This is a genomic window from Marinomonas sp. UCMA 3892 (genome assembly GCF_012726345.1).
Taxonomy (GTDB): Bacteria; Pseudomonadota; Gammaproteobacteria; order Pseudomonadales; family Marinomonadaceae; genus Marinomonas.
In genome coordinates this window covers 177,051-194,012 of record NZ_PTXN01000003.1, presented here as the reverse complement: position 1 = coordinate 194,012, position 16,962 = coordinate 177,051, and the positions used below count along the sequence as shown (strand labels likewise).

12 protein-coding genes are annotated in these 16,962 nt (G+C 40.4%); 6 read left to right on the top strand and 6 right to left on the bottom strand.

Annotation, left to right across the window (positions count from 1 at the left end; genetic code table 11):
• The first annotated feature begins 77 nt into the window (after positions 1-77).
• Positions 78-704 carry an esterase gene (gene ypfH, locus B6N13_RS06185; RefSeq protein WP_011977966.1) on the top strand — a complete coding sequence of 209 codons (627 nt, stop codon included), beginning with the start codon at positions 78-80 and terminating at the stop codon, positions 702-704.
• A gap of 80 nt (positions 705-784) precedes the next feature.
• Here the strand turns inward: ypfH and B6N13_RS06180 are convergent, their stop codons facing one another.
• Entirely contained in the window at positions 785-2,746 is a 1,962-nt protein-coding gene (locus B6N13_RS06180) for a methyl-accepting chemotaxis protein (protein WP_248280246.1), read from the bottom strand.
• Between the two features lie 420 nt (positions 2,747-3,166).
• Between B6N13_RS06180 and B6N13_RS06175 the strand changes: the two genes are divergently transcribed.
• The 4 genes from B6N13_RS06175 (at position 3,167) to B6N13_RS06160 (ending at position 7,639) form a co-directional block, all read left to right on the top strand.
• Positions 3,167-3,928 carry a sulfite exporter TauE/SafE family protein gene (locus B6N13_RS06175; RefSeq protein WP_011977968.1) on the top strand — a complete coding sequence of 254 codons (762 nt, stop codon included), beginning with the start codon at positions 3,167-3,169 and terminating at the stop codon, positions 3,926-3,928.
• 219 nt (positions 3,929-4,147) lie between these two features.
• Positions 4,148-5,665, top strand: coding sequence for a PbsX family transcriptional regulator (locus B6N13_RS06170; protein ID WP_169458851.1), 1,518 nt, complete (start codon positions 4,148-4,150; stop codon positions 5,663-5,665).
• Between the two features lie 292 nt (positions 5,666-5,957).
• Positions 5,958-6,992, top strand: a complete 1,035-nt coding sequence (locus B6N13_RS23655) for a GGDEF domain-containing protein (RefSeq protein ID WP_169458850.1) — start codon at positions 5,958-5,960, stop codon at positions 6,990-6,992.
• 23 nt (positions 6,993-7,015) lie between these two features.
• Positions 7,016-7,639: an FMN-binding negative transcriptional regulator gene (locus B6N13_RS06160; protein ID WP_169458849.1), complete on the top strand. Its 624-nt coding sequence runs from the start codon at positions 7,016-7,018 to the stop codon at positions 7,637-7,639.
• 21 nt (positions 7,640-7,660) lie between these two features.
• Here B6N13_RS06160 and B6N13_RS06155 read toward each other — a convergent pair whose 3' ends face one another.
• From B6N13_RS06155 to B6N13_RS06140, 4 genes are all read right to left on the bottom strand, one after another.
• A complete protein-coding gene (locus B6N13_RS06155; RefSeq protein ID WP_169458848.1) occupies positions 7,661-8,581 on the bottom strand; it encodes a diguanylate cyclase in 921 nt (306 codons plus the stop codon).
• Position 8,582: 1 nt separating this feature from the next.
• A complete protein-coding gene (locus B6N13_RS06150; RefSeq protein WP_169458847.1) occupies positions 8,583-11,321 on the bottom strand; it encodes a response regulator in 2,739 nt (912 codons plus the stop codon).
• Between the two features lie 54 nt (positions 11,322-11,375).
• On the bottom strand, positions 11,376-12,659 hold the full coding sequence (locus tag B6N13_RS06145; protein ID WP_169458846.1) for a DUF917 family protein: 1,284 nt from the start codon (positions 12,657-12,659) through the stop codon (positions 11,376-11,378).
• A gap of 431 nt (positions 12,660-13,090) precedes the next feature.
• Entirely contained in the window at positions 13,091-14,266 is a 1,176-nt protein-coding gene (locus B6N13_RS06140) for an MFS transporter (protein WP_169458845.1), read from the bottom strand.
• A 100-nt stretch (positions 14,267-14,366) separates the two neighbouring features.
• On the opposite strand from B6N13_RS06140, the gene B6N13_RS06135 reads away from it, so the two are divergent.
• Positions 14,367-15,272 (top strand): LysR family transcriptional regulator, encoded by a 906-nt coding sequence (locus B6N13_RS06135; RefSeq protein WP_169458844.1) that lies wholly within the window; start codon positions 14,367-14,369, stop codon positions 15,270-15,272.
• An 84-nt stretch (positions 15,273-15,356) separates the two neighbouring features.
• On the opposite strand, the gene B6N13_RS06130 is transcribed toward B6N13_RS06135, so the two are convergent.
• Positions 15,357-16,655: a PAS domain-containing methyl-accepting chemotaxis protein gene (locus B6N13_RS06130; protein WP_169458843.1), complete on the bottom strand. Its 1,299-nt coding sequence runs from the start codon at positions 16,653-16,655 to the stop codon at positions 15,357-15,359.
• Positions 16,656-16,962 lie beyond the last annotated feature (307 nt).

Here is a 16,962-nt window from a genome sequence, read left to right as displayed (position 1 = left end):
ATAGCTTATATATCTTGTTTTTGTAGAAGAATAGAGTATTCATCATACTATTAAGTGATTATCTATAAGGATTCCTCATGTCTACTACTATTGTGATACAAGAACCTAGTTCTCCAGCGCGTTTATTTTTATTATTTCATGGCGTAGGTGCTACTCCGCAGAGCTTGGCTCCTTTGGGTGAGGTTCTCTCTAAATCTTTTCCTACGGCTGCTGTTGTGTCGATACAAGCACCTGATGCGTCTGACTTTGGACAAGGCTATCAATGGTTTTCAGTGCAAGGCGTGACAGAAGAAAATCGAGTGGGACGTATCGAAGCCGCGATGCCTGTTTTTGTTGAAACGGTGAAATATTGGCAAAAGAAAATGGGCTTAGGTGCGGAGCAAACGACGCTCATTGGTTTTTCTCAAGGTGCTATTATGTCTTTGTCTTCAACGCAAATGGTCGATGAAAAAATAGCGGAAAAGATCGTGTCTTTGTCTGGGCGATTTGCCACATTACCTAAGAAAGCTGCGAATCAATCAACAAATGACATACAAGTGCATTTTATCCATGGCGATCAAGATAATGTGATTGACTACCGCTTGTCGCAATTGGCGCATGAGGCCTTAAGGGCTCGTGGTGTAATAAGTACATACGACCTTATTCCTCATCTTGCTCACAGTGTTGATCAAACTGTTGCGACTTGTTTATTGCTGCGATTATAGCTTCATTTTCGTTGATCATAAAAAAACCTAACGCTAGTATTTGTATGTTAGGTTTTTTTTGTTTTACCGATTATTAAAAGTTAAGGCTGGCTAGACTTAAAACGTCCTACCATGACTTTCAATTCGTCAGATAATTGGTTTAATGAGGCAGCTGTTTCAGCAACTTGATTAGATAAGTCGCTGGATGTAATGGTGCCGTCATGAATAACGATGACATTGGTGTTTATTTCTTCCGCAACCAAGTGTTGTTCTTCTGCCGATGCGCTGATTTGAATCATCATATCTTTAATCTCGAGCACTGAATTGAGTATTTTTTCAAAGACCTGATGAGTTTGAGATGCTAAGACCACAGAATCTTTTGCCACACTCACACTGTGGTTCATTTTTGTAGCGGCGAAGCCTGTTTGTTGCTGTAATTTGCTAAGCATTTTATCTATTTCTTCAGTTGATGCAGCGGTACGGCCAGCAAGAGTGCGAACTTCATCTGCGACAACGGCAAAGCCGCGACCTTGTTCACCGGCACGAGCCGCTTCAATCGCTGCGTTTAATGCAAGCAAGTTGGTTTGTTCAGCAATGGCTTTGATGGTGTCTAGAATTCCCCCAATGCTTTCAGACTCTTTGGATAGCTCGATCATACTCTCGTTGGAACTATGAATTTCCTTTTCTAGTCCGTGTAACGAATCCATTGTTTGCTGAATGAGTTTATTGCCTTCTTTCACCTGTGTTTCGCTGTTTTCAGCGGCGGCGGCTGCATTACTGCAGCTAGATGCTACTTCATTTGCAGTTGCAACCATTTCGTTAAACGCAGTTGATACTTGATCGACTGAGTTTACTTGGTGAGAAACCACACCACTGAGTTCCGATGATAAATGCTCTGACTGATGAGCAACGAGGCTAATTTTATCGCATGATGATTTGGCATGGCCAACGATGCTGTCTATAGAGGACACGAACTGATTAAATGCAGATGCCATTTGGCCTGCTTCATCTTTGCTTTTCACTTCTAGGCGTTGTGTCAAATCCCCTTCACCATGACTAATGTCGGTGAGTCTGTCAGCCATGTTTTTAACTGGTCTGATGACGACGCTAGACAAGGTCGCACCAATTACCATGAAGATAGCGATCATCACTAAGGAAATTATAACAATGGTGATGATTAGACTGTTGGCTTGAGCATAAATCACTTTGCTAGGAACTAGGCCGATAAACTTCCAATTTAATATGGGGGATTTATAGACTTTTGCGTACCAAATTTCACCATCAATTGTGAGTTCTTGGGCGGTGGTTGTATCAGAAAGAGTGGAATATGGGCGTGATGCTTCTGTGACGGATTTGAAGTTATTATTCGGATCGGAGGGATCTGCTAGAATAGTGTTAGTGTCTTCTACCATGACGACATAGCCATCGCCACCAAACTTAACTTCAGCTAACAACTCAGTCAGCTTTTTCAATGTCACATCAATCCCCACCACACCGTAAAAACCATTCTGGCTATCAAAGCGTTGTACATAATCAACTAGAGGCGCATTGGTAGCACTATCTCGGTAGGCTGGGATGCGTATAGGTGATTGGCTATTAATCGATTGTTTGTACCAGCCTCTTTCTAAAGGGTTGTAATTTTTAGAGTTTTTGGCAATTGGCCATTGCAAATAGCCTTTATCGTTTGATCCTAACCAAATATAAGTTAAATCAGGGTGTGATTTTCCGAAAGCATCCATTAGAGCAAAGGCTTCTTGTTCTAATGGAGAGTTTTTATGAGGAGTCATCTCCTCTTGAATTGATTGTTCCGCATAACTTTTGATACTACCAGGAGATAGTCGAGTGAGTGTATTTGATTGCGCTAAAAAAGTAACGTTTTCAGCTAAATTATTTAAATACATTGAAAAAATAGAGTCTACATAACCAATTTCTGATTGGCTTTGCTGTTCAAAACTTTGCAGGGCATTAGTGCGAATATTTTTAATAATGACGGCTGATACGATAAATACAGGGAGGATTACGCCTGCTGCCATTAATGCAATAATCTTGGACTTAACTGTCATGGAAACCTCTTTACTAAACTCATCCAATAAAAGTAAGGAATGCGGGGTTTTCATTCACAGATGCAGGCTGAACCTCGCAGTTTTCTCTGAAGTAACACTCCTTGTAATTCTTGTGTGTGAAATTAATCGATTTTTAAGAGGTTGTCTTGTCATTTCGTTTTAATATTAAAAAAAATTATAAAGCACAAGAAATAGGCTCCTATTCATTCCATTACCTTATTTTAGGAGGATGAAGTTTGCGGAGGTTTTTGTTATCAAGTCATTACTTGTTAGCTTAATGTGTTCCTAAATGATTATGTTGAGCTATTTTCATTTTTTCTGACAAAATTATCTTTTGTCAGATTGGCTAATTCTCCTTATCATTCGTTTCCTCTTTTTATTCTCTTCCGACTCGCTCAAGAGTCATTTAAGGATGATGTTATGGATTACAGTTTATTCACTGTTTCGCTTTTGATCGGTACCGGTTTTCTTGCTGGCATTATTAATACTTTGGCGGGCGGTGGTTCTAATCTGACTTTACCGGCTTTGATGGTCATGGGGATGCCGGCTGACATCGCCAATGCAACCAATCGTGTTGGTGTTTTTTTACAGAACGTGGCTGCGACTTTTGGCTTTCGTAAAGCCAAAAAATTGGATAACGCTGATATCCTACCTGTGATGATTCCATCCTTGCTAGGCGGTGTAGTGGGCGCTTTTGCAGCCAGTTATGCGCCAGAGGCGTGGCTAAAGCCCTTATTGCTAAGTGCCATGATTGGCATGACATTAATCATGATCGTCCGACCTACCATGATAGCGCCACCAGAAGGCACTGTGCCGTTTAAAGTCTCGGAAAAACCGAGTGCATGGATTGCCTTGTTTATCGCTGGTGTATATGGAGGATTTGTTCAGGCGGGTGTCGGTTTTATCCTGATCGCTGCATTGGCTGGCACTTTACGTTATGACCTAGTGCGCACTAATGCGCTAAAAATGGTCTGTACATTAGGTTTTACGGCCTTAGCATTAGGCGTATTTATATGGAACGACCAGATCCTATGGATTCCTGGATTGATCCTTGCTTCAGGCACCATGCTAGGCTCATTCCTTGCTGTGAAAATGGCGATAAAAGCCAATCCAAGCCATCTAAAATGGTTTCTTTTTATCATGACGGTTTGTGGCAGTGCCGCAGCTCTTTTAAGTGATTAAAGAGCTAAAGGATCCATTTACTCGAATTTGAAAACGGCAATTTATTAAAAATAAAACAATGTTTTATTTTTTTATCTTTCCTGATAATCTATTCTCTTATAGAGAACACTGTCATAGCGTGTTCTCTATATTCTTGCTAATAAAAATAAAAATGCGATTTGAAAATACGCATAGCGAGTCTTCGCTATCTGCTTATTTTCAATATCTTTGGAGAATAAAATGAATAGAAAAATTTTAGCGGCGTCTTGTCTGGCGGCCAGCTTAATTGCCGGATGTTCAGCGGTAAGTACGGAGAACACGTCACAGAAGCTGTCGAATACTGGAAAGAATAGTATGTCGCAAGATTTGATGCGATCTGTGCTTCCTCATAACGATGGCTGGGCTGCCGCCGAAGGTCAAGTTACGGGTGGATCAGATGCGCTTGATGCACATATTTACATCGTCAGTAGTCGAAAAGCCTTTGTTGATGCGCTAAAAGAAGCCGGCAACTTGCCTAAGATTATTCGAATTAGTGGCACGATTAACTTGTCATCTAATGATCAAGGCCGTGAACTGATCGAAGCAGATTATCGTGTTGCGCCTTATAATTTCGAAGATTATAAAAATGCTTATGCACCTGCGATTTGGAACATACAGCCACTTATCAAAAAACGTCCAAATAGAGATTTAACCGGCCCTCAGGAAGAAGCTCGTTTAGCCTCGGCTAAAAAACAAAAAGATCAAATTGTCATTGATGTCCCTTCTAATACCAGCATCATTGGTTTAGGTAAGAACGCAAAAATCATTAAAGGCACTTTGCAAATTAGTGCGGGTGTCGAAAATGTCATCATTCGAAATATTGCCTTTGAAGACGCATTTGATTATTTCCCTGGTTGGGATCCAGGTGACAGTTTCAAAATCGACACCAATTACCCTGGTTGTATGGGGGAATACGTTAATGCCAATCAAGGACCACAGAAGTGTCCGGGCGGACGTTGGAATTCTGAATACGACCTGATCTCCATCAACGGCGGTAAGCGCGTCTGGATCGATCATAGTACTTTCTCTGATGGTGATCGCCCAGACTCCCTGTTCCCGCCAGTCTATCCATTCCCACAGAATGAAATTACACAAAAAGTTCAGCATCATGATGGTTTGGTTGATATTACCAATCAGGCGGATCTAGTGACGATTTCTAATAGCTATTTCCATGATCATGATAAGGCTTTCTTGATTGGTAACAGTGATGGCAAAACCGCAGACACTGGCTATTTACGAGTTACCTTGCATGGAAATTACTTTAAAAATGTTGGTCAGCGTATGCCGCGTGTTCGTTATGGCAAGGTGCATGCGTATAACAACTATTTTGTCGGTAATGCACAAGGTGACGGTGTTGGCGCCAATGCTTATGAGCGCCATGTGGATTCTTTGATTAACAAACCTAAACATAATATTGTTCGTCAAGTTTTGGGTGCGGGTAAAGAGTCAGCGATATACTCAGAAGCCAACGTGTTTGAAATTGAAAACGGTAATCCATCCCATGCGATTGGCAATATGAAAGGTAAGGTTGCTTATGATCAAGGCTCTATGTTCAACGGTAAAATGATCGATATCGTTGAAGAGGCAAACAAAGCCAGTGGCAAGCCACTTTCTAAAGATGTGGGCTGGACACCAACCTTATATGGCCCAACGCCAGTATTGCCTGCTAGTGAAGTCATTGACTACGTCAAAGAAAATGCAGGAGCTGGTAAACTTTAGATCTGAAATATAGAGTGTTTTCTTTTATGCCGATGCCATTTTATCTAAATGCATCGGCATTTTTTGTTCATCTTTTCTCAAAAAAGCAGTTTTTTTCTCCCAATAAATCGTGCCTTACACAGCTAAACCATTATTTACATTATATTTATTCTTTTTCTTAATAAGTTCGTTTACTCTTCAATAAAGGGACGATGTAGGCACATCTTTTGCTGGAGTGCTAATTAGTTACGCTAAAATTAGCACTCTACAATTACGTAAGGAATAAATTATTGTTAAAGATAGAGGCTACTTAGTGGTATCGCTTTTAGAAAAGTGGTTTGGTACTCAACATACGCATCCTGATTTTCGTTTTCGAGGTTTTTTGTTTTCAGCCTTGCTGTTTATCTCTTCTAGTTTCGTTTTCTTCATTTATTATAATTTGGTCGTAGACTATTTTCCGCCAATGTTAATAGCGAACTCTGTGTCGTTGTTCTTTTGTATCATTGGTGGGTATTACCTGCTGATAAAAAAACGTCCAAAAGTTGCTGCGACTATTCTTCAACTTATTGTTTCTATTGATACTTTTATACTTATCTTAATCGATGGCAATGAAGAATTTGCACTCGTTTTTGCATTTATAACGCCGGTGATGGGGGTGTTTCTTCTAGGTTATCGCAATGGGTCGATACTTAGCCTTGTGTACTTTGCTGGTATTTTCTATTTTTGTTTTACGCAAATGGATACTTGGCAACCCGAGATATTTCTTCCTATCAGCTTGATGCACTTTTCTTTTATTTATTCGTTGCTGCTAATTGTGTCTTTTTTCTATGATTCTAGCCGTCGAAAAGCTTACCAAATGATGGAAGAAACTAATCGCCAGCTACAAGAGCTGGCCACCACAGACGTATTAACTAAGCTGCGTAATCGGCGCCACATGGAAGATCAATTACTAAATGCTATAGGCAATCATTATATCGCCATGCTGGATGTAGATGATTTCAAAAAAGTGAATGATCAGTTTGGTCATGATCAGGGCGATAAAGTACTGATCAAGCTGGCTGAAGTTTTAATGCATAATATTGACCTGTTGGATACCGTGGGTCGTTGGGGCGGTGAAGAATTCATTATTATTTTTGCAGAACAAAACCTTGCCCAATTAGAGGAAAAGCTAAAGCAACTAAATTATAGTGTTGCGCATACTGATTTTGGTATTGGACGGGCGATTACTATTAGTATTGGGTTGGCGAATCACAATGCTAATAGACATCGAGACAGTATACGGGCTATGGATCAAGCTCTTTATGATGCCAAAGCCAACGGAAAAAATACCTACCGTATCGCTAGTTAACTCATATTCTAAAGGGGATTTACGTGTATACACCAAAGCATTTTGAAGTAAACGATCTCCAGGAGCAGTTAGCCTTTGTTAAAACTTTTCCCTTCGCGACGTTAGTTTCGAATGGTGATGACGGTTTGAATGCCGAGCATATTCCTATGTTGGTTCATGTCGATGCAGAGAATCGAGTTGTCTTGCAAGCCCATATCGCCAAGGCCAATAAGCTTTGGCAGATCCTAGCGAATCAAGCGGATGTCTTGGTGATCTTCCAAGGTGAGAACGCCTACATCACGCCAAACTGGTATCCCTCCAAAAAAGTAGATGGCAAGGCAGTTCCAACGTGGAACTATCGCGCCGTTCACATTAAAGGCACAATAAACTTTATCCATGAAGCTGAATGGAAGCTATCGTTACTGGAAAAACTTACCAATACTCATGAACAAAAACAACCTGCGCCTTGGTCAATTTCTGATGCACCCCAGGAATACATTGACAGACTGCAAGCTGCTGTTGTTGGCGTTGAAATAACCGTGACTGATATTCAGGGTAAATTTAAACTTAGCCAAAACCAAAGTGCCGAAAACAAAAACGGCGTACGAGATGGCTTAGCTCAAGTGCAGCATCCTATGGTGGATGTAATGCAAAAAATATCTAGTTAAATGTTTTACTTATAAAAGTTATTAGGCTATATCGCTGGTTGTAACGTTTTTCCATTTAACTTGGTTTTTTCCTTCATATTTCGCAAGGTATAAAGCTTCATCTGCGGCAGCGAATAAGGACTCAAATTTAAAGCCATCGTTAGGAATGATAGAAGAGACTCCAGCACTAATAGTGACAACACTGTCGTTTTCTTTTTTACAGGTAATGGCTATTTCTTGAACTTCACTAATGCATTTATTAAGACGTTGCAAAGCTTCTTTTTTTGAAGTTCTGGGCATGATTGCCACAAATTCTTCTCCGCCATATCGTGCTACTAGATTGCTATTATGTTTAAAGTTATTAGCTAGAATTGCCGCTACTTTTTGTAAAACTTTATCGCCTGCAGCATGTCCATAAAAGTCGTTATATTGTTTAAAATTATCAATGTCGATAACGGCTAAGGATAAAGTTTCGTTAATTTCTTCCATTAATTTCCATTCAGACCGGATTGTTTCTTCATACTTCCGACGATTTGCTAAAGAGGTTAATGGGTCTATGGTACTTAAGCGTTCAAGTATACGATGTTGGTTTATTAATTTAAGGTGTAAGGCTACTCTGGCTTTTATGATTGAAGGGTGTATTGGCTTTTGGATATAGTCACTTGCCCCAAGCAAGAGCCCTTTTTCTTCATTTTTTATGTCATCCAAGGCCGTTATAAAGATGACGGGAATATCGCATGTCCGTGAATCTTGGCTCAGCTTTTCCATGGTCTCGAAGCCATCCATATCAGGCATCATAACGTCGAGTAAAATTAGGTCTGGTGAAAGCTCTAACGCTTTACGGACACCTTGTTCTCCGCTTTTCGCCATTATAATGTCGACTTCGCTACGTAAGATATCACTGATGATCTGTAAGTTTATGATTTCATCATCGATAATAAGGACACTAAATGAATTGGGCATTCTAGCTACCTGGTAATTTTACTAAAAGTTGACGAACAAGCTTTGCTGCCTGCTCATACTCAATATCGGTAATGTTTTGTATTATTTGAGTAATATCCTCACTATATTGAGTATTCATGGATTTATGATGTAATGCAGGAAAATAATTTTCTACTTTAAAGTCACTTTGCTCCAGCAACGGCAGAACCTTTCTAAGTGTGCTTTTAAGATTGGTTGTTGAATCAAAATCCTTGTACTCGATTTGATTAAAGACAAGATCTAGCGCTGTCAAAAGGATCGATAGTTTGCTGATAACAGCATCTAAAAGTGAACCATCAACATACTCATTTTTTAGTAATTTTCGTTCAATGACTACGCAATCTTTAAAAATATCTTGAGCGCCAATGTAAGCGGCATTTGATTTCAAAGAGTGTATGTCGTTTAGTAAGTTGCGATTGTCTAAGGTTAAAAATCGAGCTTTAGGGTCTTCTAAAAGCGATGTATATTGTGTCCAGAAAGATCTCACTATTTTTAGGTAAATTGATGTGTCATCTTTTAGAGAATCAATAGCTTTTCCAGCCTCTAGACTGCTTATCTTGAAAAGCATAGATAATTTATCGTTTAGAGCTGGTTTTACAGGTAATAGCTCAACGTCAGGCTTGCTGTTTTCTTTATTACTTATTAAATAGTTACTCAGTGTTTTATAAAGTAAGTCAGATGGAATAGGTTTAGGGATATGATTATTCATTCCCACAGAGAGACTTTTCTCTTTGTCTTCTGGAGATGTGTGAGCTGTCATGGCGATAATCGGAAGTTCATAACCAAGATCCATGCCACGAATGATAGCTGATGCGGTTAATCCATCCATAACCGGCATTTGGATATCCATAAGGATAAGGTCATACTGAGTACCTTTTATCTTATCGATGGCGATTTTTCCGTTTTCAGCACAATCTACTTGAACCCCAGTGCTTTTTAAGTACCCCAATGCTACTTGCTGATTAATTAGATTATCTTCAACAAGTAAAATATGAAAATCCGATAGCTGAGGTATCGGAGCTATTTTTTTATTCGATATTGCCATTTTCTCAATATTGAAAAACTGATTTATTGCATCGAATAATGTCGATTTACCAATAGGCTTCTCTATAAACTGCCGAATAATACCTGTGTCCAAGTGAGGCTGGATATGATGCTTTTCATAGGCTGATATCATTAGTATAGGCGGCGCTAATTCTTTGAATAAATTTTTTATCTTTTTCGAAGTTTCTATTCCGTCTATACCTGGCATTTGCCAATCCATGAAAACCACATCGAACGCAACACCGGATTGATCAGATTGTTGAATGGCATCGATGGCTTCCCAGCCGCTCCCCACGCATGTACTTTCTATACCAAAGTTGGTTAATAGTTTGGCTAGAATGTCTCTAGATAACGGATGATCATCTACTACTAGAGCTTTAAGCATATTTGCAGAGTCGATTGCTGCATTTTTTGGCTGCAGAGTGGGGACTTTTAAAGGCAATAAGACGGTGAAGGTTGAACCTTTGCCAACATCACTTTCGACTTTGATTTCCCCATTCATTAATTCACATAACTGACGAGTAATTGTTAATCCTAATCCAGTTCCACCATAGACGCGTGTGACACTATTGTCTGCCTGTGTGAAGGGGCAAAATAGCTGTTCGAGTTGAGTGGATGAGATACCTATACCTGAGTCAGTGACCTCGCACTGCAGCAAAATATTCTCACCATCCAACTTATTGCAACGTAATCGAATAACAATGCTCCCGCTTTCTGTGAACTTAATCGCGTTGCTCACTAAGTTGACCAATATCTGTTGAATACGGAGCGGGTCCCCTAATAAGTATTCAGGAATGTCATCAGCGATGTCTGTTACTAACTCGAGCTTTTTCGCATAGGCTCCAAATACATTCATATTGACTGTGGTTCGAATCAATTTCTCCGTTGAAAAACACACTGACTCAGCGGTTAATTTACCTGCTTCTATTTTGGAAAAGTCCAAGACATTGTTGACTAAACTGAGCAAAATATCGCCGGAGTCTCGTATCTTTTGTAGGTAGTCTTGCTGTTCTTTATGATTGGGGGAAGTATTGAGAGCTAGGTCACTTAGGCCAATAACCGCGTTAATAGGCGTACGTATTTCGTGACTCATTCTCGCGACAAATGATGACTTCGCTTCTAGCGCCTCTTCCAGCTCCGCTTTAGCGAGTTCCAGTGCGGCTGTTCGTTCCCTGACTTTTGCATCAAGGTTGTCATTGATTTGTTTCAGCCCAACATTGTATTCCTTCAGCTTTTCTCCTGCTTCAACGGCCATTTTTTCGGCGGTTTTGATTTTGGTCGTTTCATGGCTGATACCGCAAATAAAGGCAGGATTGTCTTGCTCATCAAATATAGGCACTAACAAGGTGTTGTAGAATAAATCCTTTCCATCATTTACGGTATATTGCTCTATTGAAATAGGCTTTCTACTGGTGATGGCTTCCCGATAAGTTCTGTAAAAACCTTCGACAATCTCTTCAGGAAACATATCGCGAATGCGGTTGCGATGATAAATTTTGTTTGGCTCAATACCCATCGCAATCCGAGAAGCTGCATTGTTATCATACAGAGAAAATTCGCCATTCTCTTCGACAGCAACGATAAACATGAGATCGTCAGAATGACTCCATAACTGAAAAAGACATTCTTTAATCATAAAGTCATGTTCTTCTTGATCAAAAAGCTCATTTAATTTCATGACACCTCCATGTTAATAATAAACATTTGACGATTATTGATTGAGTTTGGCGCGTTAGATGTCTTCTTTCGTTAGCAGCTTGTCTAAAGACTCATATGATCCGTAGTAGCCAAATTGCTTTGCCAGAGCAGAAAAGACTTCTTGGTTTTCATTTTTGAGTGTTTCTGGGGCCGGTAAACTAAATAAATACACTTCTTGCCCCTCTACGACGTCTTCTACTGAAAGGCCATGCCAGCCTGAAAGTGATGTATCAGCTTCTTCTTTCTCTATTCCACTGAGTGAGCTTAAACCAGCCAAAATGTCATCTTTAATCGTCTCGTCTAATTTACCTAGCATGCAAATTGAATCAGGGCAGATAGTCAGAGGGTGATCTTTATCTTTGTCCCAAATGAGTAAGTTTTCATTTTGATTAATGACAATGAGCTCTCTTACTCGGCCGTTAACCGTTTGAGTAAAAGATAATTTATTAAAATCAAACCCACCCTGAGAAACACAGTCTTTGCTTTTAAGAATAAAAGGTGAATTGGCCTCAGATAAAGAGTATAGGGATATATTTAGTATGTTTAAAAACACAGCAAGGTCATGGATAATGTTCTTATCATCGACTTTGAATTTATTCAGTTGTTCACCAATGCTCTGCGCCATTGAGATTGTATTTGATACAAGTGATGACTTTGCTTGATCGCCATTCATGATCCAGCCTGAAATAGCACCTACACCGTCAAAACTGCCTTCAGACGATAAAATAGGCCTAACCATATTTTCAATGATGCTGGCTTGAGCTTTCTTCTTCGTTGCCCCGTCTGAGTCTTCGTCGCTAATATGAGGCAAGTTTAAAACGATATCACCTTCAACAAGTACCTTTCCATGGGGCGCATTTAGTACGACAAAAGGCGTGATGTTTATTTTGGAGCTATAGCTCAAGCAGGACAAAGTCGGCACTGAACGTCCTGCTCCATCAGCATCAATAACAAGAGCTGGATCTAGCGTTTTTGCTGCCGCAAGCATAGCGACAAAAATATTAGATCCAGTTTCAACAGAAATGGTGAAATTGATTCTCTTTGATTTGTTTAGGTCTTGCATGACCTCAACCGCTCTTTTTTCTGAGCCTTGTAAGCCTATTTTTTCAAAGCTTTCAGGAGACCCCATTGCACCAACTACCACACCAAAATCACTGTTTTTCATTGAACCGGGAGAGCACAACGTAATAGATTTTTTTGTTTCTACTATTTGGTTAACAAATGAGTAGGCCGTTTTAATCGAACCACCGCCGCCACTTGCTAATAATGTTGAACCATTGACGATATTGAAAAGTGCTTTTGTTGTTAAGATAGTCATTAGGTTAAGTCCTTTTGAATCGACTGATGCTGATGAGTAATTGATATTTTCTTTATATCAATTTGAAAATGCATAATTATGACGAACCGATACTAAACTTATACATTAAATATATTCTTGTATGCCATAGCTCCCTTAGTGCCTTCTTATGCTTTAAGGTTATTTTTTGTATTCGGCCCAGAGGGAATGTAAAGTAAATAGAGTGTTGGCTCTATGCGTGATGTCGTAAGCAAACATGGGCAGGGCAGCAAACGATGGTAGATAGGGCACTGCATTATTGAGCATAAGACAGTTTTTTAAAGTGATCTTAATCAAGAAGGCCGTAAACAGATGTTGTTGAAAACAAATGACCTCAAGGCGCTCCATCGACGCGGGGATACTTTGATTAATGCGTAAAACATTCCCCGCGTGTTGATTAAGAAAAGGCTAGATTAGGAAGAGGCAACTTGTTCATTGCTTTGGTTTGAAGGGCTACGTTTTAATAGCAATACCATGAGCAAACCTAGCACTGCAGTTCCAGCGCCCGCTAAGGCGACCGAAGACAATCCAAGTCCTGCACTTATCACTCCGCCACCCAAGGCCGCACCAACGGCATTGCCAAGATTAAACGCGCCAATGTTCATCGCAGAAGCAAGATTAGGTGCTTCGCTGGCCTCATGTACTACCAGAGACTGCAAGGGCGGAACCACGGCAAAGCTGGCAATACCCCAGAGGAAAATTAGTGGTACAACGATGATTGAGGAAGACATGGTTGCTGCAAAAATAATCAACAGTAAAATCACCGCGATTAACGACACAATCAAAGTGCCGTACAGGGATCGGTCTGCATACCGTCCACCGAGAATATTACCAACGGCAAGCCCTGCGCCGTAGAGTACCAACATGGCGGTCACGAAGGTGGTCGAGGCATGTGTTTCTTGCTGTAGAATAGGAACGATGTAAGTAAATACTGTAAACATCGAGCTAGCGCCAACCACAGTTAATAGCAACGCAGCCAAGACTGGGCCTTTGCTTAACACGGCCAACTCATTACGCATGTTCGCCTTCTCTTGATTGACCAGCGGAGGCAAACTGACTCGTAACGCCACCATTGCCACTAAACCAATAACAGCAATGCCAAAAAAAGCATTTCGCCAACCAAATGTCGCCCCGACAAAACTGGCTAATGGCACGCCACCAATTGTTGCTATGGTGAGACCTGAAAACATTGCCGCGACAGCCCCAGCACGTTGATTCGGCGGCACTAATTGGGTTGCCACCACAGAACCAACGCCAAAAAATACACCGTGATTAAATGAGGTAATGATTCGCCCAATCATCAGCGCACTGTAACTGTCAGCCATTGCACTGATTAGATTCCCTACAGTAAAGATCCCCATAGACAACACCAGCAAACGACGTCGTGGCATATTTGCAAACAGTAAGGTCATAATAGGTGCACCAATTAGTACGCCAAAGGCATAAGCGCTGATGAGCATACCAGCTGTCGGAATAGAAACACCTAAATCTCCGGCAATCACTGGCAACATCCCCATGGGGGAAAATTCCGTCACACCGATTCCAAAAGCTCCCATGGCTAACGCCATTAATGGAAAGTTAATCTTCATGTTTATCTCTCGTTTATTTATGATGTGAAAGAATATAACGAGATAATAAATGCCCGAATAGTGGGCAAAAAAGCTATTCTGTTTTGCATTGGATTCACAAATGAAACAAATTAAAGTAGATAAGACCGCCGAGATGGAAACTTTCTTAACAGTCGCTAAGACGGGAAGTTTAAGTGGTGCGGCAAGGGAGCTAGGTCTTACGCCGTCGGCAGTAAGCCGGATGATGACAAGAATAGAAAAGCGTTTAGGCGTTAGATTGTTGGTTCGTTCTACTCGAAAGCTTTATTTAACCAGTGAAGGTGAATCCTATGCCCTTGCGGCACGGCGTATACTAAAAGACTTAGAAGAAACCGAACGTGCCATTGCCGATCGAGCAAGCCCAAGTGGATTAATCAAAGTCAGTACTCCAACGGCTTATAGTCGTTTGACCATGATTCCTTTATACAAAGAGTTCTTGCAGCGTTATCCCAACATCAAAATAGAAGTCGAAGTAAGCGATAAGATTAGCAATGTGGCAGATGGTCATATTGACGTCGCGATACGTTTTGGTTCTTTACCTGATAGTAATTTAACGGCAAGACGCCTTGGTGAAACAGGTAGAACGATTGTTGCCACTCCTAACTATCTAGCGCAAGCTGGTATTCCCAAAACGCCCGCTGATTTACAGCATTTTAACTGTCTGGATTTCAGTTTTCAGAGGATAGAACCTGGCTGGCCATTTCGTGAAAACGGCGAAGACTACATTCTACCGATACAAGGCAACATGACATCTAATAATGGTGAAACGTTGGTGGAGCTAGTGATGGCGGATATTGGCATCACTAGGGTTGGGAACTTTCATATTCAACAAGCTCTCGCATTGGGCCAACTTATCCCCTTATTGGAAGATTTCAACCCGCAGGATAAAGAAGTCATCCACGCTGTATTTATCGGTGGACAACACATGCCAGCCAGAGTGCGAGTCTTTGTCGATTATCTAGTTGAGAAAATGACTCGACATTTTTAGACAGTTTTATCCTTTAAATCTATTGGTAACGAGATGCGCTCTTGGTGTGCCCATCCTTTACAAACTATCGTTGTATAGCATTAGTCAGTCTTTCATTTTGTCGACCATTTCGACGAATCTCGCGACACCAGATGAAATCTCAGTAAGGCCTCGTGATACTTCGTTGATACTTTCTTTGCCATGAAGAGCAATGCCTGTCACCGAGCGTAACATGTCATCCATTTCATTAATTAGGTTGTGATTCTTTTCTACAACCGAGCCAATTTCTGCTGTCGCTGTGGCGGTATTGCTGGCAAGTTTACGAACTTCATCGGCTACCACTGAGAAACCACGACCTGCATCGCCTGCGCGTGCAGCTTCTATTGCGGCATTAAGTGCGAGCAAGTTAGTTTGATCAGCAATAGAACGAATGGTCACAACGATGTCTGAAATGCTTTTGGATTGTGATTTAAGTAAATCCCCTATCTCTGCAGCACTTTTTACTTTTTCAGCAATATCATTGGAGGTTTGTACTGAGGCATTGAGGATCTCTACTGCGTTTGATGATACCTGACTGGTTTGCTCCGAAGTGGCGGCGGCAAGTTCAATCGCGTTCATGGCATTATTAACTCGTTCTGAAATGTCAGAAGCGAATTTAATGACTTTATAGACTCGGCCTTTTTCATCAAAGATGGGGTTGTAAGTGGCTTCTAACCAAATAACTTTGCCGTTACCATCAAAGCGCTGAAAACGTCCTGAAGAGTGTTGTCCATGCGCTAAATTAGACCAAAAGCTTGGGTTATCTCGGTAGAATTTCTCATCGCAAAACATTTTATGATGTTTGCCAACAATGTCTTGTAGATCGTATTTCATTGCTCTTAAAAAATTACTGTTGGCGTGAAGTATATTGCCTTCAGGATCAAATTCAATTACGGCTAGTGAGCGATCTAGAGCGGTTAATATGGCATTTTTATTTTTCAGTGACTCCTGCATTTCTGTGATGTCATTGGCTATTTTAAGTATTTTTATAACCTTACCGCTTTCATCTGATACAGGAAAATAGCTGGCTTCTAAATAGATTGGCTGCTTGTCTTGTTTGAAGCGTAAAAAAGTATCGTGGAAGGATTTTCCTTTCTTTAGATCGTCCCAAAAAGCTTTGTACTCTGTTGATTTTGTATATTCTGCATCACAAAATATGCGGTGATGTTTGCCAATGATATCTTCTAATTTATAGCCGACCGCATCTAAAAAAATTGGATTGGCGTCTAATATAATGCCGTCTACATCAAAGCTAATGCAGGCAGTATTTTGCTTTATGGCATTTAACTCATCGTGACACTGTTTTAGTTTTTGGTTCTCTGGGGTCGAAGTCGATGGCTTGTCTTTTTTCTTGCTAAAAATCATTTAGGCTGTCCTTAATTTCGGTCTTTAACCCACATAGAAACTATGGTTTTTCATGTTTTTTAATTCACAGCAAAGCATGAAACTTACACATTATTTCCTAAGTTATATTCGATAAAACTAGGCGCTTTTTCTTCAAAAGTAAATTACATAATTAAGTTTTTTCTGTCTGATTGTTGTTTAAAATCCACTCATTTTTTATCTGTCTCCTACCGCATAAAACAGTGTTCTGCGTGGTCGTTGATGAGTCCCATGGATTGCATGAAGGTGGAAAAAGCATTGAGATTAGGTTGAAAAACAACCACACTGT

Bases quoted from the DNA above. Each gene is read 5' to 3' on its own strand.
- B6N13_RS06180 (WP_248280246.1), bottom strand. From the start codon at position 2,746: ATGACAGTTAAGTCCAAGATTATTGCATTAATGGCAGCAGGCGTAATC.
- B6N13_RS06155 (WP_169458848.1), bottom strand. From the start codon at position 8,581: ATGCCCAATTCATTTAGTGTCCTTATTATCGATGATGAAATCATAAAC.
- B6N13_RS06135 (WP_169458844.1), top strand. From the start codon at position 14,367: ATGAAACAAATTAAAGTAGATAAGACCGCCGAGATGGAAACTTTCTTA.
- B6N13_RS06150 (WP_169458847.1), bottom strand. From the start codon at position 11,321: ATGAAATTAAATGAGCTTTTTGATCAAGAAGAACATGACTTTATGATT.
- B6N13_RS06175 (WP_011977968.1), top strand. From the start codon at position 3,167: ATGGATTACAGTTTATTCACTGTTTCGCTTTTGATCGGTACCGGTTTT.
- ypfH (WP_011977966.1), top strand. From the start codon at position 78: ATGTCTACTACTATTGTGATACAAGAACCTAGTTCTCCAGCGCGTTTA.
- B6N13_RS06170 (WP_169458851.1), top strand. From the start codon at position 4,148: ATGAATAGAAAAATTTTAGCGGCGTCTTGTCTGGCGGCCAGCTTAATT.
- B6N13_RS06130 (WP_169458843.1), bottom strand. From the start codon at position 16,655: ATGATTTTTAGCAAGAAAAAAGACAAGCCATCGACTTCGACCCCAGAG.
- B6N13_RS06145 (WP_169458846.1), bottom strand. From the start codon at position 12,659: ATGACTATCTTAACAACAAAAGCACTTTTCAATATCGTCAATGGTTCA.
- B6N13_RS06140 (WP_169458845.1), bottom strand. From the start codon at position 14,266: ATGAAGATTAACTTTCCATTAATGGCGTTAGCCATGGGAGCTTTTGGA.